The organism is Nocardia sp. NRRL S-836 (genome assembly GCF_001279525.1).
Lineage (GTDB): Bacteria > Actinomycetota > Actinomycetes > Mycobacteriales > Pseudonocardiaceae > Lentzea.
In genome coordinates, this window is record NZ_LGDY01000124.1 from 126,660 (window position 1) to 147,961 (window position 21,302).

A 21,302-nucleotide genomic window follows, 5' to 3' on the forward strand; every position below is an offset into this window, starting at 1 on the left:
AGGCTGCGTTCACTCCGGCTCGAGAACCTGGACCCGGTCAGCCGGGGTGCGCGCCGACGGTGTCGCGGATCATCGCGCCCAGGTCCGCCGACGCCGACCGCGCGCAGTGGGCGCAGCAGAAGAACCGGCCCTCCACCTCCACGCCGTGCCCGATCACCCGGCAGTCGCAGTGCTCGCAGCGCGGGGCGAGGCGCTGGATCGCGCACTCGAAGCTGTCGAACGTGTGCACGCCGCCGCTCACGGTGCGCACCTCGAAGGCCATCCAGTACTCGTTGCCACAGACGTCACAGGTCGCCATGCGCGGAAGACTGCGGCAGGTCAGCCGGGTCGGCAACTCGAAGCGTCGAGCCGCGCGACCAGGGTTTTCGGGGCAGTCACCCGATAGGCGTCCTCGACCAGGTCGGCGGCCACGCCCCAGTCGACCTTTTCCGATGGCTGGTCACCCGGAACCCGGAGACGGCCTTCTGTCCACAGAGGACGGCGAACGACGAGGACCAAGGCCACAGCGCCCACCGGTGAGCGGGACCGGCCGGATTCGAACCGGCGTTCTCCCTCCCCTGTGGGAGGGCGCGTCGACCACTGCGCTACAGGCCCCTTCGCACTGCGTACGACCACACTAGTCCGTGAACATCGGCCCGTATGCCCGGCGAAAGTGTTGGACCCAATAAGGTTCCCGCAACAACCTCGGACTGGACGGTGTCGTGCCAGGGATCGACTACTACGAGTTGCTCGGTGTCAGCCGCGGTGCCAGTACCGCGGAGATCAAGTCGGCCTACCGATCACTCGCCAAGGTCATGCACCCCGACGCGGGTGGCACCTCGGGCGGCTTCCGGCTGCTTCAGGAGGCCTACGAGACGCTCAAGGACCCCGTCCGCCGAGCGGACTACGACCGTCCCGCCGCCCCGCCCTCCCCCGTCTTCCGGCCGCCGGCACGCCCGCGACCTCGCCGAACGGGCCGGACGGGCCGGTTGCGCGACTTCGGCGACGACCCGAACTACACCGCGCCCAGGCCCAGGGTCGACCTGCGTTCGATGGACTGGTGGAACCGCATCGACCTCGGCCAGCGGGTCCGCTACGTGCCCGCCACCGGCCTCGGCCACGCCCCCGCGGCAGCCGCGATCGGCGGGTGGTTCGTCCTGCTCATCCCGTTGGCGATGCCGTTGTCCCCGCTGCTGCTGGCCGTCTGGCTGCCCCTGGTGGCCGCCGCCGGTTACGGCGCGTTCCGGCTGGTTCGCCGGTACGTGGCCCACGCGAGGGCCGAACGGGCGTTCGCCGGCGAGTACGACGGGAACACCATCTTCGGCCGTCCGGGTGAAAACAGACGCGAACGGCTGACCGCCGGACTGCTGACCGAGTACCTGACGCAGCTACCGGGCGTGCGCATCTTCCACGGCCTCGCGTGGCCCGGTTCGGTCTTCACCGACATCGACCACGCCCTGCTGTGCGGCCGCCGCCTGGTGCTGATCGAGTCGAAGTCGTGGCTGCCCGGCCACTACTACTGCGACGAGGACGGCGAACTCTGGCGCAACGGCCACCCGTTCCGCGGCGGCGGCACCCAACTGTTCGAGGGCGTCGAACGGTTCCAGGAACTGCTGCCGTTGCTGGACGTCCGCGGCGCGCTGATCATCTACCCGAGCCGCGCCGGCGAGGTCACCTGCGACGACGACCTCGACTTCGAGGTGCCGCCGATGACACCCGAGCAGTTCGTGCGCGAGATCGGCGACTGGCTGGCCGACGACCCGGCCACGGTCGACCGCGAGGCGCTGCGCGTGCTGGTGCGCCAGGTGGTGTCCGAGGTCCGGGTCGCCGGAGCCTGACCCACGGGGCGGTGAGCTGCTCCTGGGCAGGCTTGATGGATGACTAGCTGTTCTCTTCGAGCAGCCGAGCGGCGGCTTGCGGATCCATCATGTTCGAGTAGATCTGCTCACCGGGACGCAGTGGCCGATCCGGCATCGCGAACTCCGGGTACCAGCCGTCCCTGTCGCAGCCAGGGACCATGTTCAGGGCGATGGCCACGAAGTTGTCCGGCACCGAGCCGGTGATCCACACGGCCACGTAGGTGCCTCTGTCCTCCACACCTCGAACGAGCACACCGAGCTCCGCGCCAGCGACCTGATCAACGTGTTCCTGCCCGTCGAGCAACGATGCGCACACCAGGCGCCGCACCGTTTCATCCATGACTCGCAGCAGTCGAACGGCTGCTTCGGCTTGGTACCGATCGAGGTCGTCCTTGTTCGCGAGCCACTGGCCACAGAACGTTGACGACTTCAAGGGCGGACTGTGCTCGATGTTGTACCTGGAACGCGCGGCGACGGCCGCAGTCGCGAGTGCCTCGTAGAAGTCGTCACGACTTCCGGCTTCCCGGACTCCAGCCGCGACCATCCAACAGGGCTCGCCCGCCTCGACAACAGCGCCGCGCCAACGCTGGACTTTGACCTTGAACATGACCACGTCATCAATCGAACGGATCCGCTCACGCGGGCCCGTCGGCTGCGCGAACTGCTCGTTGGCCTTCCTGATCAGCGGGTGATCGATCTCGTCGAGCGGCTCGTCGATGAGCGGCAAAGCCAAGCCCAGATCTTCATGAAGACACCGAATGGTGGGACGAACCGTCATCAGGACTCGCGAACCCCGCCGAGTTCATCGAGGCGTTCCTTGGACATGCCGGTCAGAGCCGCGACCTGACTGCTCCGAGTGCCATCGAGCGTCTCCATCGTGCGGCGCAGCGCGGCGTTGATCTCTTCCCGCCTCGCACCCAGATACTCACGAACAGCCGCAGCCAGCAGGTCTTTCTGAGACATGTGCAGCGCGGTCGCGCCATGCGCGATCAAAGCGTGCGTCTCTTGATCGACTTTAACAGGAGAGGACTGGACAGCCATCACACACCTCCGGTACCCAAGGGTACTCCGGTACCAACGACAGTCAAACCGACATCTCCGGTCATGGCTCGAGCCCGTTCAGAACAGCACCCCTCCGCACGCAGCGTTCGCTACGCTAAACCTGTAGCGAACGCTGCAAGGTAGCCGCTGACCGCCACAAACAAGCGTAATGTTTGCTACATGCAACGCGTGGAGGCTCTGAGGGTCGTGGGCGAGATCGCCGCTGACCAGTGGGGTCTGTTCACAACGCAGCAGGCGGAGGCCGCGGGGGTGAACCGCACAACGCTGACGAGGCTGGCCTCGGCTGGGCTCGTCGATCACGTGGCACGCGGTGTCCATCTCGTCGTTGCGGCAGGGACCCCGAGCCATGTCGAAGAGAAGTCGGCATGGCTCCGACTCGCTTCGTCCCGTCTCGCCTGGGAACGAGATCCCGCCGACGAGGACAACGGGGTTCTCTCGCACCGCACCGCTTGTGTCCTGCACGGACTGGGCGACATCCCCGCGCCACAGGTCGAGATCACCGTGCCACGGCGACGCACCACCCGGGTCACCGGAATTCGGCTGCATCGTGGTGATCTGTCACGGGACGAGATCACCACGACAGACGACGGTCTACCTGTGACGACGGTCGAACGCACCATCAAGGACCTGCTCATCGCCCGCGTCGACGGCGGCCACCTGGGCGGCGTTCTCAACGATGTACTGCGTCGCCGGCTGATGGATGAGGACGATCTTGTGGCACTGCTGGGAGAGCACGCATCGGCATACGGGATCGGCACGAACGACGGGATCCACCTGCTCCAGCACCTGCTGCACCAGGCAGGAGCAGATGTCACTTTCCACGTTCGATCAGCGCTGGCCGAGCATGCTGAAACCAGGCGTGCAGTAGCCGCGGCCGCCGAGGCAATCGCCGCGCAGCTCGCGGGGCTGGACCTGGCGCAACTGGAGAAGCTGCGCGCGGCCGTGAACGCGGTGATCAACGAACCAGGCACCCGGATGGAGAGCGATCAGTGAGCTACGCGTCGCCTCAGGCACTGAGCCGCGCGCTCAGGGACCGCGCCAAGCGCGAGGCCACGAGCACAGGCGCACGTCCTGGCGACCTGCTCAACAGGTTCTTCTTCGAGCGGCTCCTGGCCAGGGTCTTCCACCACGATCCCGACGGCTGGCTCCTCAAAGGTGGCCAGGCGATGCTCGTGCGCTATCGCGACGTCCGCCACAGCCGAGACATCGATCTTTGCCGCCGGAACACCACCGACCTGAACGAGGCAGTGGCGGCGATCCGCTCTGCCGCGGCAGTCGATCTCGGCGACTTCGTTCGGTACGAGTACCGAGGGCACACCGAGATGACGGAGGACCGCCCGACCACGCGCGTCTCGTTCACCATCCTGGTGGGCCTGCGGACGGAGGGCACCGTCAGTGTCGACCTGGTCGTGCACTCGCCCCTGCACGGAACCCCTGAACTGCGCAGGCTTCACCCCACTATCCCCGTTGACTGGCCTGACGACTGGCCGGTGGTCAGGCTGTACCCGCTGATCGCTCACGTGGCCGACAAGGTGTGCGCCCTCTACGAGAGGCACAACGGGAGAACGTCCACGAGATACCGCGATCTCGTTGACCTCGTGCTCATCGCTCTGCGCGAGTCCGTCCCTGGTCTGGAACTGCAGATCGCGATCAGACACGAATGTCAACGCCGAAGAGATGCCGGTGTCGACCTCGTGCTTCCTGACGTGTTCGTCATTCCGGAACCAACCCTCTGGAAAGTCGGCTACGAACGCGAAGCACGCATGCTCGATGCCGTGGCAACGCATCGAACACTCGCGCAGGCCACCGAACTCATGGGCCGGTTCCTCAACCCGGTGCTGGCGGCACCGGACCCAGGTCGGTGGACTGCCGGTGAGCTGCGGTGGAGCCGAACCACGTGAGCTCAGCAGGCGGCAGTCGTCGGGTCCGTGGCACCATCCCCGCATGACCCGCAAGCTGTGCCTCGCGCAGAACCCCGACGCGGACGCACTCCTCGCGTCGGACATGTTCGCCCTGCTCCTCGGCATGATGCTCGACCAGCAGATCCCGATGGAGAAGGCCTTCTCCGGCCCCAAGGTCATCGCTGACCGGATGGGCAGTCTTGACGTGCACCGGATCGCCGAGGCCGACCCCGACGAGTTCGCCGCCGTGATGGCCACGCCGCCCGCTGTGCACCGCTTCCCCGGCTCGATGGCCAAGCGGGTGCAGGCGCTCGCCCAGTTCGTCGTCGCCGAGTACGACGGGGACGTGACGCGCATCTGGGCGAAGGGCGATGGGGCGGCGGTGTTCAAGCGGCTCAAGGCTTTGCCGGGGTTCGGGGACCAGAAGGCGAAGATCTTCCTGGCGTTGCTCGGCAAGCAGGGCGGCGTCACGCCCGAGGGGTGGCGGGAGGCGGCCGGGCACTACGGCGACGAGGGGGCGCGGCGCAGTGTCGCGGACGTGACGGACCAGAGGTCGTTGCTGGAGGTGCGCGACTTCAAGAAGGCGGCGAAGGCTGCCGCGAAGGCCGCGAAGTAGCGCCAGGTGTTCATCGTCTGGTCCACTTGGTGTACGCCGCCGTCCTGGAAGCTCCACACGAACGAGGTGCTCTCCCGCGCCTCGCTGGAGAAGGGCGTTTCGCGTTGCGCATCAAGGCACTCGGCTTCTTCGCGGTTCTCGCGCTCAGTCTGACGATCACCCCGGCATCTGCCGCGAGCTGGCCTGGCGGGTCAGCGTCGGTGGCGGACGCGGCGGACACGTTCGATTCCAACCTCAGCGGGCTCTCCTTCGAGGGACAGAACGTGGTGTGGGCCGTGCGGAACGGGCCCAGCACGCTGTACCGGCTCGTGCCCGACGGCGGGCGGTGGCGGATCGACCAGACCAGGTCGTTGCGGTTCAAGGACGGGCAGGGTGACCCGGACGCCGAAGGTGTGGTCAGCACGCCGGACGGGTTGTTCGTGGTGAGCGAGCGGGACAACGACGCGGATGTGAGCGCGCCGACCGTGCTCCGGTACGGGACCGGGTCGAACGCGACCGCGGAGTGGAAGCTGTCCGGCATGCCGCGGGTCGACCCCAACGACGGACCGGAGGGGATCGCGTTCCTGCCGGACTCGTTCCTCACCGCCGGCGGGTTCAAGGACGACACGGGCAAGCTCTACAACCCGGCCGACTACCCGGGCCACGGCAGCGGGCTCTTCGCGGTGGGGCTGGAGGCGACCGGCACGATCTACCTGTACGCGTTGCAGGACAGCGGGTCCAGGCTGGTCGCGAAGTTCGCGAGCGGGCAGAGCCAGGTGATGGAGTTGGAGTTCGACGGCAGCAGGCTGTGGGCCACCTGCGACGACCACTGCAAGGGGCGCGCGACGACGCTCGCGGTCAGTGGCGGGAAGTTCCGGGTCACGGCGACGTACGACCGGCCGTCGAAGCTGCCGAACGTGAACCTCGAAGGGTTCGCGATCGCGCCGAACTGCGTCAACGGCAAGAAGACCGTGCTGTGGGCCGATGACGACAACACCGACGGCCATTCGTTGTACAAGGGCACCTTGAACTGCACGGTCTGAGGGACTGTCGGGGTGCGGAGCTAGGCTGCCGCGCGTGACCGCACCCCACATCCCCGGCCTCACCCTCCTGAGACCGCTCGGCTCCGGCGGTTTCGCCACCGTCTACCGGGCCCACCAGTCCCAGCTGAACCGCGACGTCGCCGTGAAGATCGACAACCGGGTGCTGGCGGACGAGCGGGACCGCAGGCGGTTCGTGCGGGAGGCGCACGCGGCGGCCAAGCTGAGCGGGCATCCGCACGTCGTCGGGGTGCATGACGCGAACATCACGCACAACGGCACGCCCTACCTGGTCATGGAGCTGTGCGACGGCGGGTCGCTGGCGGACCGGTTGGAGGAGCAGGGGCGGCTGCCGGCGGAGCAGGTCAGGGATCTGGGGATCAAGCTCGCGGACGCGCTCGCCGCGGCGCACGCGGAGGGCGTGCTGCACCGGGACATCAAGCCGGGCAACATCCTCGTTGACCGGTACGGGACGCCGAAGCTCGCGGACTTCGGGCTGGCGGCGTTGCTGGACGCGCAGGGCGGGAGCACGGTCACGCGGGACGCGTTGAGCCCCAGTTTCGCGCCGCCAGAGGCGTTCGCGATGGCGCAGCCGACGGTGCAGGCGGACGTGTACTCGCTGGCGGCCACGCTCTACACGTTGCTGGCGGGCAAGCCGCCGCGGCCGGTGCCGTGGCCGATCACCAGTTTCGACCACCTCGGTGAGGTGCTGCGCAAGCCGGTGCCGGCGGTCGACGGGGTGCCGCAGGCGTTGCACGACACCATCGCTCGTGCACTGCACCCGGACACCACGCAACGCACGGCGAGTGCGGCGCAGTTGCGGGACGAGCTGCGCAGCCTCACGCCGCAGCCGCAGTCCAAGCGCGGCAGGAACGTCTGGCCCTTCGTCGCCGCCGCGGTCGTCGTCGCGGTCACCGCGGGGGCGCTCGTGTGGAGCCTCGGCGACAAGGAGAAGGCCGCGGCGCAGAACCCCGGCCCACAGCAGCCGCAGTCGGCGAAGCTGGAGGAGGTGCCGCCGTACCTCAGGGCGTGCGGGGACAAGTTCTGCGTCGACAAGGCGACGTGCGTCTTCGGCATCAACCACATCGGTGGGCAGGCGGCGACGGGCAGGCGGGTCGAGTGCTCGGACGAGCACGGCTGGGAGGTCTTCGCGGGTGGCTGGTTGTCGGGTGCCATCCCGAAGATCGGCAGTGAGGAGCTGGTCCGGCAGCCGCAGGTCGTCTCGACCTGCACCGGTGAGCTCATGCAGGCGAACAAGCGGCCCACCGCGGACATCACCGGCTGGCAGATCGAGGCGCTCGGCTTCGAGGACGGCGGCCGGTCGTACTTCCTCTGCGTGGCCTCACCGGCAGAAGGCGGCTGGCTCTTCACGAGCGCGTTCGGCAGCTAACAGATCCCCTTCGGGTCCGGCAGCTGGAAAATCCACTTGCGACGGGTCGTAACGTGGACCGCTGTGCGTGTTCACGCCGATTTGATCATTGCTGGGTTCCGAAGGTACTCGACCTACCGACAAGCGATGCTGGCCGGGATGACCACGAACGTGGTCTTCGGCCTGTTGCGGGTCGCCGTGCTCGTCGCCGCTCTCAAGGCGGCGAACGGCGAGATCGCGGAGTACGACGTCGCTGCTGCCAACACGTACGTCTGGATCGGGCAGGGGCTGCTCGGGTTCGTCCTGCTGTGGGGACAGAACGAGCTCGCCGAGCGCGTGCGATCCGGTGACGTCGTCGTCGACCTGTACCGGCCGTGGCACCTGCTGAGCGCACTGCTCGCCCAGGACCTCGGGCGCGGCGGGTACGCGTTCCTGACCAGGCTCGCGCCGCCGATGCTGTTCGGCATGCTGGTGTTCCCGTTCCGGTTCCCCGACAACCCCGTGCGGTGGCCGCTGTTCCTGCTCAGCGCGGTCATCGCGCTGGTGGTGAGCTTCGGGGTGCGGTTCCTCGTGGAGGTCAGCGCGTTCTGGCTGCTCGACAACCGCGGGCTGTACGGGTTCTGGAACGTCACGTCCGGCCTGCTGTGCGGGCTGACCGTGCCGATCGCGTTCTTCCCGCAGTGGGCGCGGGACGCGTTGTGGATGAGCCCGTTCCCGGCGCTGCTGCAGGCGCCGATCGACGTGTTCCTCGGCCACGGCAGTGCCGTGGAACTGCTGCTGTACCAGGTGTTCTGGGCCGTCGTCGTGCTGGGGCTCGGCCACCTGGCCCTGCAACGCGCGGTGCGCAGGGTGGTGGTGCAGGGTGGCTGACGTCATCTACCCGCGGCTCATCGGCGCACGGCTCAGGAGCCAGATGTCCTACCGCGCCTCGTTCGCGATGGACTTCGTCACGCAGGTGATCGCGCAGTGGTACGAGCTGCTCGTGATCCTGGTGCTGTTCGGCCAGGTCCACGCGCTGGGCGGGTTCAGAAGGGACGAGGTGCTGCTGATGTACGCCTTCTCGGGGGCCGCGTTCGGCGTCGCGGACCTGTTCGCGGGGCAGCTCGACAACCTGCCGACCTACATCCGCACCGGCAGCTTCGACGTGCTGCTGATGCGACCGCTCGGCACGTTGCCGCAGATCATGGTGTCCGACATCCGGTTGCGGCGGGTCGGGCGGATCGTCGGCGCGGTCGCCGTCATGGTCTACGCGCTGACGCACGCCGCGATCGACTGGACGCCGGCGAAGGTCGCGCTGGTGGTCATGACACCGGTCGCGGGCGCGGTCATCTTCAGCTCGGTCTGGGTGGTCGCGTGCTCGATCTGCTTCTGGATCGTGGACGGCCGCGAGTTCGCCAACGCGGTCACCTACGGCGGCAACGCCTTCGCGTCGTACCCGGTCAACGTCTACACGCGGCCGCTGCGCTGGCTGATGGCGTTCGTCGTGCCGGGTGCGTTCGTCGCGTACTACCCGAGCCTCGCGCTGCTCGGGAAGCAGGACCCGCTCGGCCTGCCCGGCTGGGTCGGTTGGACATCACCGCTCGTCGCGGCGCTGGCGGCGGTGGTCGCCGGGCTGGTGTGGCGGTTCGCGGTCAGGCACTACCGGGGAACGGGATCATGATCGAGGTCAGGGAGCTCCGCAGGGAGTTCGAGGTCGCCACGTCCAAGGGCTTGCGGCGCAACTACCGGACCGTCACCGCGGTGGACGGCGTCTCGTTCGACGTGGCGGCGGGTGAGGCCGTCGGGTACGTCGGGCCGAACGGTGCCGGCAAGTCGACGACCATCAAGATGCTGACCGGGATCCTGGTGCCGACCAGCGGCCACATCCGGGTCAGCGGTGTCGACCCGGCCAGGCAGCGGCGCGATCTCGCCAAGCGGATCGGTGTCGTGTTCGGCCAGCGCAGCCAGCTGTGGTGGGACCTGCCGCTGCGGGACAGCTTCGACCTGCTGCGGTCGATCTACCGGGTGCCGCCGCCGGACTACCGGGAGCGCCTGGACGAGTGCGTCGAGCTCCTCGGCCTGCGCGAGTTCCTGCTCACGCCGGTGCGGCAGCTCTCGCTGGGCCAGCGGATGCGCGGCGAGATCACCGCGGCCCTGCTGCACGCGCCGGAGCTGCTGGTGCTGGACGAGCCGACGATCGGCCTGGACCTGGAGTCGAAGGAACGCCTGCGGGAGTTCCTCAAGGACATCAACACCCGGCGCGGCACCACGCTGCTGCTGACCACGCACGACCTGGACGACATCGAACGCCTCTGCCCGCGGCTGATGGTGATCGACCACGGCCGGGTGCTCGCCGACGGACCGCTCGACGCGCTGCGCGAGGAGGTCACGCCGGACCGGGAGCTGGTCATCGACCTGCGGGAACCCGGACCGGCGCCGGACGTCCCAGGAGTGACGGCGGTGCGCAGCGCGGCGAACGGGATGCGCCACCACCTCACGTTCCGGCGTGCGGAGACGACGGCGGCACAGTTGATCACCAGGGTGGTGGGGCAGGTGGAGGTGCACGACCTCGCCGTCGTGGAGCCCGAGATCGACGACGTCATCCGGAAGCTCTACCAGCGCCAGGTCGAAGAACACACCCACCGGTAGTGGCACGTCGGTAGAGTCGGACGTGACACAAACGGACACTTCGGGCAAAGGGAGAGCGAATGCGCCTAGTCGGACCGCTGGCGGCAGCCGTCATCGCGTTGGGCAGCTTGACGGCCTGCGACACCATCCAGGGCGTCAGCGACACCGCGGACAAGGTGAAGCTGTGCGCTGACGCGATCCAGTTGGTCGGGTTCTCGCCGGACCTGAGCGACCCGCAGAAGGCGCTGGAAGACACCAAGGCCAAGGCCACGGAACTGGAGAACCTCGCCGGCTCCGCTCCGGACGAGCAGGTGAAGAAGGCGCTGCAGGAAGCCGCGAACGGCATGCAGAACGTCAACTCGGCGGCCGACTGGGTCACCCAGAAGGCGGACTTGGTCGCGAAGGTCTCCTCGGCCTGCGGTGGATGAGTCCGCAAGCCCCTGTTGCGCACCTCCGGTGGCGGCCTAGGCTTTGACGCCTGACCTCTTGCCGCACCCGGAGGTGTTGCAGCGCCATGCAAGCGACAGTTGGTGACCGGCTCCACGTCCACAGCCGTTCGATCGGTCTCGAGGAACGCCTCGGCGAGATCCTCGAGGTCCGCGGCACCGACGGTGCCCCGCCCTACCTGGTCCGCTTCAACGACGGGCACGAGGGCCTCGTGTTCCCCGGGCCCGACTGCGTCGTCAAGCCACGCGGGACCGTCTAACCGAGCGCAGTCGCGATCAGCTCCTCGGCCAGCTGGGGAGTCGCTGCCGCCACGCCCGACCACCGGCGGGACAGGTCGGGGTCGAACGTGAACGGCCGGCCGTGCAGGTCGACCAGCACCCCACCGGCAGCGGGCACCGTGACCAGCGCCGTGGCCAGGTCCATGATCCGGTGTGTATCGGTTCCGGGATCGATGAAGCCGTCGACCGTGCCCTCCGCGACCAGCATGGTCTCCAGGCACGTCGTGCACAGCACGCGGATGCGGTCCGCGCGGTTCGCGATGCGCAGCCACGCGTCCTGAGTGCCGGTCTTGGGCCGCATCAGGCAGATCGACGCGCCGTCCAGCGACGTGCGTTCGGTCGTGCGGAACGGGGTGTCGACTCCCGCGCGCGCATGCCACGCACGGCCCGTGTCGAACCACGTGGTCAACGCTTCGTTCGCCGTGCCGTCAACGACCACGACACCGGCGAAGCACGAGAGGGGCACGCCGAACGCGGCGTTCGCGGACCCGTCGACCGGGTCGATGACGAGGGTGACGGCCGAGCCGTTGTCGACGAACCCGGCTTCCTCGGAGAGCAGGTTCACGCGGTTGCGGTGGATCGACTCCAGGATCGCGTCCTCGACGATGCGGTCGACGCGCATCGTCGGTGTTCCGTCGGCGCCGTCCGCTACTTCTTCGCGGAGCTCCAGGCGCGTGTGCAGGGATCGGGCGCGTCCGTACGCCGCTGACGCCGCACGGGCGGCGTCAGCGAGCGCGGGATGCACGTCGTCGGAGAGCTGTGGCTGGGGCACGTCCCATGGAATGCGCACGTGCCCCACCTTGCCACTAACCGGCTCAGATCAGGCCGAGGCCCTTGACCGCGTCGCGCTCCTCGACCAGCTCGGCCACGGAGGCGTCGATGCGGGCGCGGGAGAAGTCGTCGATCTCCAGGCCCTGGATGATCTCGTACGAACCACCGGAGCACTTGACCGGGAACGACGAGATGATGCCCTCGGGCACGCCGTACGACCCGTCCGACGGGATCGCCATCGAGGTCCACTCGGTGCCGTTGACCCAGTCGTAGACGTGGTCGATGGCGGCGTTCGCGGCCGAGGCGGCCGAGGAGGCGCCACGGGCCTCGATGATCGCCGCACCGCGCTTGGCGACGGTCGGGATGAAGTCGTTCTCCAGCCACGCCTGGTCGTTCACGGCCTCGGCGGCGGTCTTGCCACCCACCTCGGCGTGGAACAGGTCCGGGTACTGGGTGGCCGAGTGGTTGCCCCAGATCGTCATGTTCTTGATGTCGGTGACCGCGACGCCGAGCTTCTTCGCGAGCTGCGACAGGGCGCGGTTGTGGTCCAGGCGCGTCATCGCGGTGAAGCGCTCGCGCGGGACGTCCGGCGCGTGCTGCTGGGCGATGAGGGCGTTGGTGTTGGCCGGGTTGCCGACCACGAGCACCTTGACGTCGTCAGCGGCACCGGCGTTGATCGCCTCGCCCTGCGGCTTGAAGATGCCGCCGTTGGCCTCCAGCAGGTCGCCGCGCTCCATGCCCTTCGTGCGGGGGCGGGCGCCGACGAGCAGGGCGACGTTCACGCCGTCGAACGCGGTCTTCGCGTCGTCGGTGATCGTGATGCCCTTGAGCAGCGGGAAGGCGCAGTCGTCCAGCTCCATCGCGGTGCCCTCGGCGGCCTTGAGCGCCGGGGTGATCTCCAGCAGGCGCAGGTTGACCGGGGTGTCCGGGCCGAGCAGGTGGCCGGAAGCGATGCGGAAGAGCAGTGCGTAGCCGATCTGGCCGGCCGCACCGGTGACGGTGACGTTCACGGGCGTGCGGGTCATGAGCCTTCCCGAGTGACGGTCTTCGTTGACTTCGTCGGGCGGGTCGCCCGGCAACCCGCACGTTACCAACACGGCGACTGACCGAGAGTGTGAGAGTGGACAACCAGCCGGGGCGTCAGGAGACCGCGTCGAGGGGCTGGTCCGCGCCGCGCCAGGTGTCCGCGAGCTCCTGCACCGGCAGGCCGAGCGCCTCACCGAGGCAGATGATCGTGCCGAAGCCGGGGGACGGCAGCCGGCCCGTCTCGATCTTGCGCAACGTCTCCGGCGAGATGCCCGCCGACTGCGCGATCTCCACCAGGTCGCGGCCCGCCCGCGCGCGCCGCAGCAGGACGCCGAGACGACGACCGGCTTCGATCTGCTCTGGGGTGAGCGGCTGGCGGACCATGCCACCAGGATAGGTTGGTATTACTATACCGACAAGTGTTAGGGTGCCGGTATAACTATACCAAGCCAGTGAGGTAGCTCGTGATTGAACTGAAGTCGCCTGCGGAGATCGACCGCATGCACGTGACCGGGCGCTTCGTGGCCGAGGTCCTCACCGAGGTCGGCCGGCTCGCCGACGTGGGCGTCAACCTCATGGACCTGGAGCACCACGTCCGCGGCATGATCTCCGACCGTGGCGCCGTGTCCTGCTACTGGGACTACGCGCCGTCGTTCGGCAAGGGCCCGTTCCGCAACGTCATCTGCCTGTCGGTCAACGACGCCGTGCTCCACGGCCTGCCGCACGACTACGTGCTGCGCGACGGCGATGTGCTCACCGCCGACATCGCCGTGGGCATCGACGGCTGGGTGGCCGACTCCGCGCGCACGGTCATCGTCGGCACGCCCGCCGAGGAGGACCAGCGGATCGTGCGCGCCACCGAGGAGGCTCTGGAGGCGGCGATCGCGGTGGCCCGTCCCGGCAACCGGCTGGGCGACCTGTCGGCGGCGATCTACCAGGTGGCCCGCTCCTACGGCTACCCGGTCAACACGGAGTTCGGCGGCCACGGCATCGGCCGCACCATGCACGAGGACCCGCACGTGTCGAACAAGGGCCACGCCGGTCGCGGCATGACCCTCAAGCCGGGCCTGACGCTCGCGCTCGAACCGTGGCTCGCCCGCACCACCGACAAGATCGTCTACGACCCGGACGGCTGGACCATCCGCTCGGCCGACGGCTCCCGCACGGCGCACTCCGAGCACACGGTCGCGATCACCGAGGACGCTCCCCTGGTGCTCACGCGCCGCGAGTCCGAAAACGTCGCTCCCGTCGAACACGTGAGCGACGCTCCGGCACACTAGCGGCGTGGACACCGGACTCGAAGAGGTCGGCGAGGACTACGCCGACGCGAACCTGCCGAACCAGCACTGGGAGAAGCGGTCCTTCACCGACTGCGACTTCACCGAGGCCGATCTCCGCGAGCTCGTGACGACGGGGTGCACGTTCACCCGGTGCGACTTCACCAGGACCGACCTCGGTGAGTCGAGGCACCACGCGACGGCGTTCCGCCAGTGCACGTTCGACCGCACGGTGCTGACGCGGTCGAGCTTCACGTCGTGCAGCCTGATGGGGTCGAACTTCGTCGACTGCGTGCTGCGGCCGGTCACCTTCACCGAGGTCGACTTCACGCTGGCGTCGTTCGTGAAGGCACCGCTGCACGGCCTGAAGCTCGCCGGCCAGCGGTTCCGCGAGACGAACCTCAGCGAGGCCGACCTGCGCAAGACCGACCTCAGCGGCGCCGACCTGATGGGCGCGCGGCTGCTCGACGCGAAGCTCGACGGGGCGGACCTGCGCGGGGCGCACGTCGACGCGAACGGGCTCCGGCAGGCCAAGCTCGCCGGAGCCCTGATCGACATCGACACCGCCATCGCGTTCGCGGCGGCCTACGGGCTGGTGGTGTCACACGGGCCGGAATCGAGCTAGCCGGCCCGTGCCACACCGCTAGTTGTCGGCCGAGCCGGTGATCTCCACCAGCACGCCGTCGGCCACCATCTCCTCGACCGACTTCGGCAGCAGGTAGGCCGTGCCGCCGCCGGGCTGCTCGAACCACGGCACCGCCACACCGGTCAGCACCTCGAGCGGCCGGCGCAGGCGGTACACCCGGTACGGGCGGTTGATCCACGACGGCACCAGGCTGCGTTCCGGGAACGGCGTGCCGGCCACGTAGACGAGGTTGCCGCTCTGGTCGCCGTAGCGGTCGACCTCGGTGCCGGGCGGCAGCTCGAACATCTGCTTGTGGCGGAACAACGTCAGCGGCGGCTCGCCGGCCATCGGCGAGATCGGGAACTTCCGCTTGGCCGGGTCGTCCTGCTGCACCGCGGCGGCCACGGGTGCGGGGACCGGCGCCGGGACCACGGCCGTGGGGGCCGGGAGCGGCGGGGCCTGCATCGGCGGGCGTGGCGGGGGCGCGGGACGGCGCGGTTCCTCGCGGAAGCCGTTGGCGATCGGCCGCGGCGGGGCGGGCGGGGTCTGCGGGCGGGGCGGGATCGTGCGGAAGTTGCCCAGCACGAGCCGGCCGACCAGGTACGCCGAGGCGTCCTCGACCCTGTCGAACCGCACCGGGTTCTTCGGGCCGTGGTCGTACCAGCACACCTCCCAGCTGTCGCCGTCGAGGTGCAGCGTCCACGTGCGGTCGGCGGGCTCGCCGCCGATGCGGTAGACGCCGTGCGGCACGTTCAGGTCGTCCAGCGCGCGGCGGGTGCCCGCGAGCTCGCGGTCCTCCTCCGGCGTGACCTGACGCGGTTCCGGCTCCGGCTCCGACTCGGGTTCCGGCTCGTCGTCGACGAACAGGGCCGCGTCGAACTGGGTGGTCTCCTCGACCACCGGCACGACGGGGACCGCCGGTGCGGCCGCTGCCACGGGCGGCACCGGCGCGACGGGCGGCACCGGCGCGGGCTCGCGGACCTCACGCGGGTCGAACTCCGCGGTGGTGCGCAGCTCCTCCTCGGCGAGGTCGGGCTCGTCGGCCTCGACCGCGACGACGGGGTGCTCCTCGGTGACCTCGGCCGAGTGCTCCAGCGGTTCGTCGAGGACCGGGCTCCACGCCATCGTGTCCTGCATGAGGTCGCGCGGACGTTCCTCGTCCTCGGGCACGAAGCTGTCGGTGCGCTCCTCCTCGCGGTGGTGCGTGAACAGCTCCGGCTCGTCCTCGTGCTGGTGGGTGAACAGCGCGGGCTCGCCGGGACCCGCGGTCGGCACCTCGGGCTCGCCGGCCGGCTCGGCGGCCGCGACGGGCTCGTCCTGCTCGGGGCGCTCGTCCACGACGTGGGCGAACTCCTCGGTCGGGTGCGGGGCGAACAGGTCCATGCCCGCGCCGTAGGTGTCGCGCAGGTGCCGGTCGTCCACGCGGTCCGGCACGCCGTCGGAGTCGAAGACGACCCGGTAGGGCGGGCCGTTGTCGATCAGCGGTGCCGCGACGGACACCGGCTGGCCGAGCGGTTCCGGGTCGTCGTCGAGCGGGGCGCGTTCGACGGTGACCTCGACCGGTTCGGGTTCGGGGGCGCGCTGCGGTTCCGGCTCGTCGTCGAAGTCCGGTGCCGGCATGAACCGCGTCGACTCGACCTCGGACTCGTCGTCGAACGACGGCGCCGCGACGAACTGCGTCGCGTCCGGCTCGGGCTCGCGCACGGCCTCGGCGGCGGGTTCCGGCTCGGGTTCCGCGCGGACCTCGGGCGGCGGCGACGGCAGCATCGTGCCGGGAGGGGCGGCGGGCGCGCCGAGGTTGGCGGCGGCCGCGAGCCGGGTCTCCTCGGAGACCTCGCCCAGGTTGAAGCCCCTGCCGCGGGCCCGCTCGACCAGCTCCGGCTCCGGCGGCACGCCGTACTTGCGCAGGTAGTACGAGACCGCGGCGGGCCAGATCCAGACACCGTCGGTCTGGAACCCGGCGGGCACGACCGGCGGGGTGTCCGCGGCCAGCACGTCGGCGTCGAAACCGCGACCGGCCACGGCGACCGGCGCGTTCGACAGGTAGGCCAGCAGCGGCGCGACCTCGGGTTCGGGCACCGGCGGGCGGTTGACCGACGGACGGCCGTTCGGCCCGGCCCCGTCGAACACCCTGACCGTGCGGAACACCGGCGTCGGCGGGTTCAGCCTGCGGCGCAGCCAGTCGGGCACGTTCTCGTCGGTGCGCGGGAAGAACCGCATCTCGTCGAAGTACGCCTGCTGCGGAGGTGGCGTCTGCCACTTCGGCTCGGCGCGGTCGAAGTCGAGGTTGTAGCTCGACGGGTGATCGAGCTGGTAGCGGGCGTTCGACCAGCTGCCCCTGCCCTCGCGGTGCATGCCGGCCCGCAGCCGTGCGAACAGCTGCGCGACCTCCTGCGGCGGGGCCCACGCGTGCGACGACCCGTCCGCGACCTGCAGCTCGGCTGCCAGTTCGAAGTAACGACCGGTGGCCCGGTACTCGGCGACGACCCGGCGCCAGTCCTCCGGCGCGGCCCGCATCAGGGTCAGGCCGATCTGCTTCACCAGAGCGTCCTGCTCGGTAGGGTTCAACGGCTTCGGCTCGGACACGCCAACATCTTCCCCCGCAACTCGCCGGATCGCACAGGTCCCCCGCCGCTGCGCCGAACGGTGGAGGCCCGACCATAACGTGGGTGACGTCCCTGTTAAAGCTGATCAAGAACAACCCGATGCGAGCTGGAGGCTCCTTGTCACGGTCCGCACAGGTGACCGGCGGCCTGCTCGCGACGCTCGGCGGAGTGGCCGTCGCGGTCCAGGGGCGGGTCAACGGCTCGCTGGCGCAGGCCCTGCAGAACGGCTTCCTGGCCGCGTTGATCTCCTTCGTCGGCGGCCTGATCGTGCTGCTCGCGGCCGTGTTGTCCCGGCCGGGCGGCCGGGACGGGCTGCGGCGGCTGGCCGACTCGCTGAGGCACCGCCGAATCCGCTGGTGGGAATGCATCGGCGGGATCAGCGGCGCCTTCCTGGTCGGGTCGCAGGGCATCGCGGTCGCGACTATCGGTGTGGCGGTGTTCACGGTCGCGGTCGTCGTCGGGCAGCTCGTGAGCAGCCTCGTGGTGGACCGGATGGGCATCGGGCCGGGTGAGCCGAAGTCGCTCACGACGGCCCGCGTCGCCGGTGCGGGCCTCGGCGTGGTGGCGGTCGTGGTGGCGGTGTCGCACCAGTTCACCTCTCCGGGTGCTCTCTGGCTCGCGCTGCTGCCGCTCGTCGCCGGCCTGCTGATGGGCTGGCAGCAGGCGGTGAACGGGCTGGTGCGCGAGGCGGCCGCGCACTCGGCGGCGACGATCCTGGTGAACTTCACGGTGGGCACGACGGCGTTGACGCTGGTCAACCTGGTCGTCCTGCGCGGGGTGCCCGGTGAGCTCCCGTCCGAGTGGTGGCTGTACCTCGGCGGGCTGCTGGGCATCCTCGGCGTGGGCGGCGCGATCGTGTCGGTGCGGTTCATCGGCGTGCTGATGGTCGGGCTGTGCGGCGTGAGCGGGCAGCTCGTCGGTGCCGTGCTGCTGGACGTGGTCAACGGGTCCCTGGCCGTGCCGACCGTGGTCGGTGTGGTGCTGACGCTGGTGTCGGTCGGCGTGGCCGCGTTGCCCAGTGGGAAGATGTGGCTGAGGAAGAAGGGTGCACAGTGACTGCGACGCTGCTCAACGGCCGGGAAACCCGGGACGCGCTGTTCGAGGACCTGAAGGCGAGGGTCGCCGCGCTGCCCGCGCCGGTCGGCCTGGCCACCGTCCTGGTCGGCGACGACCCCGGTTCGCACTCGTACGTGAAGGGCAAGCACGCCGCGTGCGCGAAGGTCGGGATCGCCTCGATCCGGCGCGACCTGCCCGCCGAGACCACGCAGGAGGAGCTGGAGGCCGTCATCGACGAGCTGAACGCGAACCCCGAGGTCACCGCGTACATCGTGCAGCTGCCGCTGCCCAGGCACCTCGACGCGAACGCCATCCTGGAGCGGATCGACCCGCGCAAGGACGGCGACGGCCTGCACCCGGTCAACCTGGGCAAGCTGGTGCTCGGCGAGACCGCGCCGCTGCCCGCGACCCCGCGCGGCATCCTCGAACTGCTGCGCCGCTACGACGTGCCGATCGCCGGCGCGAACGTCACCGTCGTCGGCCGCGGCGTGACCGTGGGCCGCCCGATCGGCCTGCTGCTCACCCGCCGCACCGAGAACGCCACCGTGACGCTGTGCCACACCGGCACGAAGGACCTGGCCGCGGAGGTGCGCCGCGCGGACATCGTGATCGCGGGCGCCGGCTCCCCCGGCCTGATCACCAGGGACATGGTCAAGCCGGGCGCGGCCGTGGTCGACGTCGGCATCACCCGCACCGAGAACGGCCTGGTCGGCGACGTCGCACCGGACGTGGCCGAGGTCGCGGGGCACCTGGCGCCGATCCCCGGCGGATCCGGCCCGATGACCATCGCGATGCTGCTGACGAACACGGTCGAAGCGGCCGAACGCGCTCATGCAGCGGTCTGACGCAGAGGCGCTCATGCCGGAACAGCGCTGGCGGTCGGGTGCGGGCAAGCACCTGCCGTTCGCGCTGGTCCTGGGCGTGGGTGTGCTGGGGCTGGTGCGGATCTTCCAGTACCACTGGCGGCAGGGCGCGGTGCTGCTCGGCGTGTCACTGCTGGTCGCGGCGGTGCTGCGGATCCTGGTGACCGACGAGCAGGCCGGTCTGATCAAGATCCGCGGCCGCGGCATGGACGCGTTCCTCTACAGCACGCTCGGCATCGTGCTGATCGCCGTGGCGCTGACGATCACCGGCGGGCCGCTCAGCCGATAGCCCGGTCCACCAGCTGCGCGATCAGCTCGTCGAGGTCCTCGGTCGCGAGGACCTCGGGCAGCGTCAGCCGTTCGTAGATCAGCCCCGTCATCGCCAGGTACATCAGGACGACGGTCGTGCGGTCGCCGGGCAGCCCGGCCTCCTCGTTGAAGCGCACGTTGAGGTCGAGGCCCTCCGCGACCGTCCGCGTGAGCGCGGTGCGCAGGTCCGGCCGGCGCGTGGCCTCCAGCCTGAGCTCCATCATCGCCAGGTAGCTCGCCCGGTCGGCGTCCGCCCGCTCGATGATGTCGTGCATGAGCCGCACGGTCAGCGCTTTGTCGCGCGGCCGGGCCAGCGACCGCGCGACCGACTCCTCCGAGGGCGTCAGCCGCGTGAACACGCGGGTCATCACCTCGGACATGAGGTCCTCGCGGCTCGCGAAGTAGTTCGACGCGGTCCCCGCGGGCACCGCTGCCCTGGCGTCGATCGCCCGGTAGGTCAGCCCGCGCGCGCCCTCTTCGGCCAGGACGTCGATCGCCGCGTCCAGCAGCGCCGTTCGCCTCGCTTCGTTCCTCACCACGGTTTCCTCCTTGCAACCACTACAGACATAGTACTACAGTCGTCGTGGTTGGAGCTACGGGAAGGCACTGGGGATGCGCAAGCTCGTGTACTACGTCGCCGTCACGCTGGACGGTTTCATCGCGGCCGAGGACGGGACCTTCGACGGGTTCGCCTTCGAGGGCGACCACCTGGCCGCCATCACGGCCGAGTACCCGGACACGCTGCCGACGCAGTTCCGCTCGGCACTCGGCCTGACGGACGCGCCGAACCGGCACTTCGACACGGTGCTGATGGGTCGCGCCACCTACCAGGTGCCCGGCGGGCTGGCCTCGCCGTACGCGCACCTGCGCCAGTTCGTGGTGTCGACGCAGGTGACCGGCACCCCGCCGGACGTCGAGGTGATCCGCGAGGACGTCGTCGGCCGGGTGCGCGCGCTGAAGGAGGAAGACGGCCAGGACATCTGGCTGTGCGGTGGCGGCAAGCTCGCGGCGGCACTGCTGCCGGAGATCGACAAGATGCTCCTGAAGATCAACCCGGTCGTGTTCGGCCGCGGCATCCCGCTGTTCGACGGCAAGGCCGACATCAGGAGGTTCGCGCGCACGGACGCACGACTGTTCGAGAGCGGAGTTTCGTTCATGACCTATGAACGCATTTCCTAATACGATTGACGACCTGGGGAACCGGTCGTAATCTTGTGCCACACCAAAGCGGGAGGAACGGTCATGACGAGCAAGCAGAAGCGGGTGCGACGCTCCGCCGTCGCTGCCCCTGCGCGCCCGTCGCGACCGTTCTCGCAGGTGAACGGCGCAGGCTCTCCGCCATGACGACCACGTCGTGAGCACCGGGGAGCCGCCCGTCGGGAAACCGACCAGGGCGGCTTTCTTCATTCTGCGCGCATTGTTTCGAATACCCTTGTAGCTCAACGGACAGAGCGCGGCGCTACGAACGCCGAAGTCCAGGTTCGATTCCTGGCAGGGGTGCACACGGGTCGCTGGCTCAACTGGCAGAGCAGCCGCCTCTTCAGCGGCGGGTTCGGGGTTCGAGTCCCCGACGGCCCACGGGAAAAGGGCTCCCTCCGCGAACGTCCGCGGAGGGAGCCCTTGCGCTGTTCA

General features: G+C 69.5%; 25 protein-coding genes and 3 tRNA genes. 19 read left to right on the top strand and 9 right to left on the bottom strand.

Annotation, left to right across the window (positions count from 1 at the left end):
* Positions 1-37 precede the first annotated feature (37 nt).
* A complete protein-coding gene (locus ADL03_RS33320; protein ID WP_053737564.1) occupies positions 38-298 on the bottom strand; it encodes a hypothetical protein in 261 nt (86 codons plus the stop codon).
* A 222-nt stretch (positions 299-520) separates the two neighbouring features.
* Positions 521-595, bottom strand: a tRNA-OTHER gene (locus tag ADL03_RS47615).
* Between the two features lie 106 nt (positions 596-701).
* Here ADL03_RS47615 and ADL03_RS33325 point away from each other — a divergent pair.
* Positions 702-1,817 (top strand): DnaJ domain-containing protein, encoded by a 1,116-nt coding sequence (locus tag ADL03_RS33325; RefSeq protein ID WP_053737565.1) that lies wholly within the window; start codon positions 702-704, stop codon positions 1,815-1,817.
* Positions 1,818-1,860: 43 nt separating this feature from the next.
* On the opposite strand, the gene ADL03_RS33330 is transcribed toward ADL03_RS33325, so the two are convergent.
* Both ADL03_RS33330 and ADL03_RS33335 read right to left on the bottom strand, forming a co-directional pair.
* Positions 1,861-2,571: a hypothetical protein gene (locus ADL03_RS33330; RefSeq protein ID WP_197288866.1), complete on the bottom strand. Its 711-nt coding sequence runs from the start codon at positions 2,569-2,571 to the stop codon at positions 1,861-1,863.
* Between the two features lie 44 nt (positions 2,572-2,615).
* Positions 2,616-2,879, bottom strand: a complete 264-nt coding sequence (locus ADL03_RS33335) for a hypothetical protein (RefSeq protein WP_053737613.1) — start codon at positions 2,877-2,879, stop codon at positions 2,616-2,618.
* 180 nt (positions 2,880-3,059) lie between these two features.
* Between ADL03_RS33335 and ADL03_RS33340 the strand changes: the two genes are divergently transcribed.
* The 10 genes from ADL03_RS33340 to ADL03_RS33385 all read left to right on the top strand — a co-directional run bounded on the left by ADL03_RS33340 (position 3,060) and on the right by ADL03_RS33385 (position 11,118).
* Complete coding sequence (locus tag ADL03_RS33340; protein ID WP_053737567.1) at positions 3,060-3,893, top strand: type IV toxin-antitoxin system AbiEi family antitoxin domain-containing protein; 834 nt, start codon at positions 3,060-3,062, stop codon at positions 3,891-3,893.
* Positions 3,890-4,801, top strand: coding sequence for a nucleotidyl transferase AbiEii/AbiGii toxin family protein (locus tag ADL03_RS33345; protein ID WP_053737568.1), 912 nt, complete (start codon positions 3,890-3,892; stop codon positions 4,799-4,801). Before ADL03_RS33340 ends, ADL03_RS33345 begins: the two co-directional genes overlap by 4 nt.
* A gap of 43 nt (positions 4,802-4,844) precedes the next feature.
* Positions 4,845-5,417 carry an HhH-GPD-type base excision DNA repair protein gene (locus tag ADL03_RS33350; RefSeq protein WP_053737569.1) on the top strand — a complete coding sequence of 191 codons (573 nt, stop codon included), beginning with the start codon at positions 4,845-4,847 and terminating at the stop codon, positions 5,415-5,417.
* Between the two features lie 104 nt (positions 5,418-5,521).
* Positions 5,522-6,439 (top strand): esterase-like activity of phytase family protein, encoded by a 918-nt coding sequence (locus ADL03_RS33355; protein ID WP_053737570.1) that lies wholly within the window; start codon positions 5,522-5,524, stop codon positions 6,437-6,439.
* Between the two features lie 34 nt (positions 6,440-6,473).
* Positions 6,474-7,826 carry a serine/threonine-protein kinase gene (locus ADL03_RS44830; protein WP_063798790.1) on the top strand — a complete coding sequence of 451 codons (1,353 nt, stop codon included), beginning with the start codon at positions 6,474-6,476 and terminating at the stop codon, positions 7,824-7,826.
* Between the two features lie 138 nt (positions 7,827-7,964).
* A complete protein-coding gene (locus ADL03_RS33365; protein ID WP_197288867.1) occupies positions 7,965-8,675 on the top strand; it encodes an ABC-2 family transporter protein in 711 nt (236 codons plus the stop codon).
* On the top strand, positions 8,668-9,465 hold the full coding sequence (locus ADL03_RS33370) for an ABC transporter permease (protein ID WP_053737572.1): 798 nt from the start codon (positions 8,668-8,670) through the stop codon (positions 9,463-9,465). The genes ADL03_RS33365 and ADL03_RS33370 overlap by 8 nt, the downstream gene beginning before the upstream one ends.
* On the top strand, positions 9,462-10,433 hold the full coding sequence (locus ADL03_RS33375; protein ID WP_053737573.1) for an ATP-binding cassette domain-containing protein: 972 nt from the start codon (positions 9,462-9,464) through the stop codon (positions 10,431-10,433). The genes ADL03_RS33370 and ADL03_RS33375 overlap by 4 nt, the downstream gene beginning before the upstream one ends.
* A 59-nt stretch (positions 10,434-10,492) precedes the next feature.
* Positions 10,493-10,840: a hypothetical protein gene (locus ADL03_RS33380; protein WP_053737574.1), complete on the top strand. Its 348-nt coding sequence runs from the start codon at positions 10,493-10,495 to the stop codon at positions 10,838-10,840.
* 86 nt (positions 10,841-10,926) lie between these two features.
* Entirely contained in the window at positions 10,927-11,118 is a 192-nt protein-coding gene (locus tag ADL03_RS33385) for a DUF1918 domain-containing protein (protein ID WP_053737575.1), read from the top strand.
* Here ADL03_RS33385 and ADL03_RS33390 read toward each other — a convergent pair.
* From ADL03_RS33390 to ADL03_RS33400, 3 genes are all read right to left on the bottom strand, one after another.
* The gene (locus ADL03_RS33390) at positions 11,115-11,927 is read right to left on the bottom strand and encodes an inositol monophosphatase family protein (protein WP_231642595.1); all 813 of its coding nucleotides are present in this window, start codon (positions 11,925-11,927) and stop codon (positions 11,115-11,117) included. The genes ADL03_RS33385 and ADL03_RS33390 overlap by 4 nt on opposite strands.
* A 25-nt stretch (positions 11,928-11,952) precedes the next feature.
* Entirely contained in the window at positions 11,953-12,933 is a 981-nt protein-coding gene (locus ADL03_RS33395; RefSeq protein WP_053737577.1) for a malate dehydrogenase, read from the bottom strand.
* Positions 12,934-13,048: 115 nt separating this feature from the next.
* On the bottom strand, positions 13,049-13,318 hold the full coding sequence (locus ADL03_RS33400; protein WP_053737578.1) for a helix-turn-helix domain-containing protein: 270 nt from the start codon (positions 13,316-13,318) through the stop codon (positions 13,049-13,051).
* An 80-nt stretch (positions 13,319-13,398) separates the two neighbouring features.
* Here ADL03_RS33400 and map point away from each other — a divergent pair, with 80 nt between their 5' ends.
* Both map and ADL03_RS33410 read left to right on the top strand, forming a co-directional pair.
* Positions 13,399-14,214: a type I methionyl aminopeptidase gene (gene map / locus ADL03_RS33405; RefSeq protein ID WP_053737579.1), complete on the top strand. Its 816-nt coding sequence runs from the start codon at positions 13,399-13,401 to the stop codon at positions 14,212-14,214.
* Positions 14,215-14,218: 4 nt separating this feature from the next.
* Positions 14,219-14,836, top strand: a complete 618-nt coding sequence (locus tag ADL03_RS33410) for a pentapeptide repeat-containing protein (RefSeq protein WP_053737580.1) — start codon at positions 14,219-14,221, stop codon at positions 14,834-14,836.
* An 18-nt stretch (positions 14,837-14,854) separates the two neighbouring features.
* On the opposite strand, the gene ADL03_RS33415 is transcribed toward ADL03_RS33410, so the two are convergent.
* On the bottom strand, positions 14,855-17,422 hold the full coding sequence (locus tag ADL03_RS33415) for a TNT domain-containing protein (RefSeq protein ID WP_053737581.1): 2,568 nt from the start codon (positions 17,420-17,422) through the stop codon (positions 14,855-14,857).
* A gap of 137 nt (positions 17,423-17,559) precedes the next feature.
* Between ADL03_RS33415 and ADL03_RS33420 the strand changes: the two genes are divergently transcribed.
* Genes ADL03_RS33420 through ADL03_RS33430 form a run of 3 tightly spaced genes read left to right on the top strand, consistent with a single transcriptional unit; the run spans position 17,560 to position 19,650 of the window.
* Positions 17,560-18,498 carry a DMT family transporter gene (locus tag ADL03_RS33420; protein WP_197288868.1) on the top strand — a complete coding sequence of 313 codons (939 nt, stop codon included), beginning with the start codon at positions 17,560-17,562 and terminating at the stop codon, positions 18,496-18,498.
* A complete protein-coding gene (locus tag ADL03_RS33425) occupies positions 18,495-19,343 on the top strand; it encodes a bifunctional methylenetetrahydrofolate dehydrogenase/methenyltetrahydrofolate cyclohydrolase (RefSeq protein ID WP_053737582.1) in 849 nt (282 codons plus the stop codon). Before ADL03_RS33420 ends, ADL03_RS33425 begins: the two co-directional genes overlap by 4 nt.
* Entirely contained in the window at positions 19,330-19,650 is a 321-nt protein-coding gene (locus tag ADL03_RS33430) for a DUF3017 domain-containing protein (protein ID WP_197288869.1), read from the top strand. Before ADL03_RS33425 ends, ADL03_RS33430 begins: the two co-directional genes overlap by 14 nt.
* On the opposite strand, the gene ADL03_RS33435 is transcribed toward ADL03_RS33430, so the two are convergent.
* Entirely contained in the window at positions 19,640-20,209 is a 570-nt protein-coding gene (locus ADL03_RS33435) for a TetR/AcrR family transcriptional regulator (protein ID WP_053737583.1), read from the bottom strand. The two genes, ADL03_RS33430 and ADL03_RS33435, sit on opposite strands and share 11 nt — an antisense overlap.
* A gap of 73 nt (positions 20,210-20,282) precedes the next feature.
* On the opposite strand from ADL03_RS33435, the gene ADL03_RS33440 reads away from it, so the two are divergent.
* From ADL03_RS33440 to ADL03_RS33450, 3 genes are all read left to right on the top strand, one after another.
* Positions 20,283-20,849, top strand: coding sequence for a dihydrofolate reductase family protein (locus ADL03_RS33440; RefSeq protein ID WP_053737584.1), 567 nt, complete (start codon positions 20,283-20,285; stop codon positions 20,847-20,849).
* Positions 20,850-21,098: 249 nt separating this feature from the next.
* A tRNA-Arg gene (locus ADL03_RS33445) sits at positions 21,099-21,170 on the top strand.
* A 5-nt stretch (positions 21,171-21,175) separates the two neighbouring features.
* Positions 21,176-21,248: transfer RNA gene (locus ADL03_RS33450), tRNA-Lys, on the top strand.
* Positions 21,249-21,302 lie beyond the last annotated feature (54 nt).

Bases quoted from the DNA above. Each gene is read 5' to 3' on its own strand.
- ADL03_RS33375 (WP_053737573.1), top strand. From the start codon at position 9,462: ATGATCGAGGTCAGGGAGCTCCGCAGGGAGTTCGAGGTCGCCACGTCC.
- ADL03_RS33335 (WP_053737613.1), bottom strand. From the start codon at position 2,879: ATGGCTGTCCAGTCCTCTCCTGTTAAAGTCGATCAAGAGACGCACGCT.
- ADL03_RS33395 (WP_053737577.1), bottom strand. From the start codon at position 12,933: ATGACCCGCACGCCCGTGAACGTCACCGTCACCGGTGCGGCCGGCCAG.
- ADL03_RS33380 (WP_053737574.1), top strand. From the start codon at position 10,493: ATGCGCCTAGTCGGACCGCTGGCGGCAGCCGTCATCGCGTTGGGCAGC.
- ADL03_RS33440 (WP_053737584.1), top strand. From the start codon at position 20,283: ATGCGCAAGCTCGTGTACTACGTCGCCGTCACGCTGGACGGTTTCATC.
- ADL03_RS33350 (WP_053737569.1), top strand. From the start codon at position 4,845: ATGACCCGCAAGCTGTGCCTCGCGCAGAACCCCGACGCGGACGCACTC.
- ADL03_RS33385 (WP_053737575.1), top strand. From the start codon at position 10,927: ATGCAAGCGACAGTTGGTGACCGGCTCCACGTCCACAGCCGTTCGATC.
- ADL03_RS33365 (WP_197288867.1), top strand. From the start codon at position 7,965: ATGACCACGAACGTGGTCTTCGGCCTGTTGCGGGTCGCCGTGCTCGTC.
- ADL03_RS33430 (WP_197288869.1), top strand. From the start codon at position 19,330: ATGCAGCGGTCTGACGCAGAGGCGCTCATGCCGGAACAGCGCTGGCGG.
- ADL03_RS33400 (WP_053737578.1), bottom strand. From the start codon at position 13,318: ATGGTCCGCCAGCCGCTCACCCCAGAGCAGATCGAAGCCGGTCGTCGT.
- ADL03_RS33340 (WP_053737567.1), top strand. From the start codon at position 3,060: ATGCAACGCGTGGAGGCTCTGAGGGTCGTGGGCGAGATCGCCGCTGAC.
- ADL03_RS33320 (WP_053737564.1), bottom strand. From the start codon at position 298: ATGGCGACCTGTGACGTCTGTGGCAACGAGTACTGGATGGCCTTCGAG.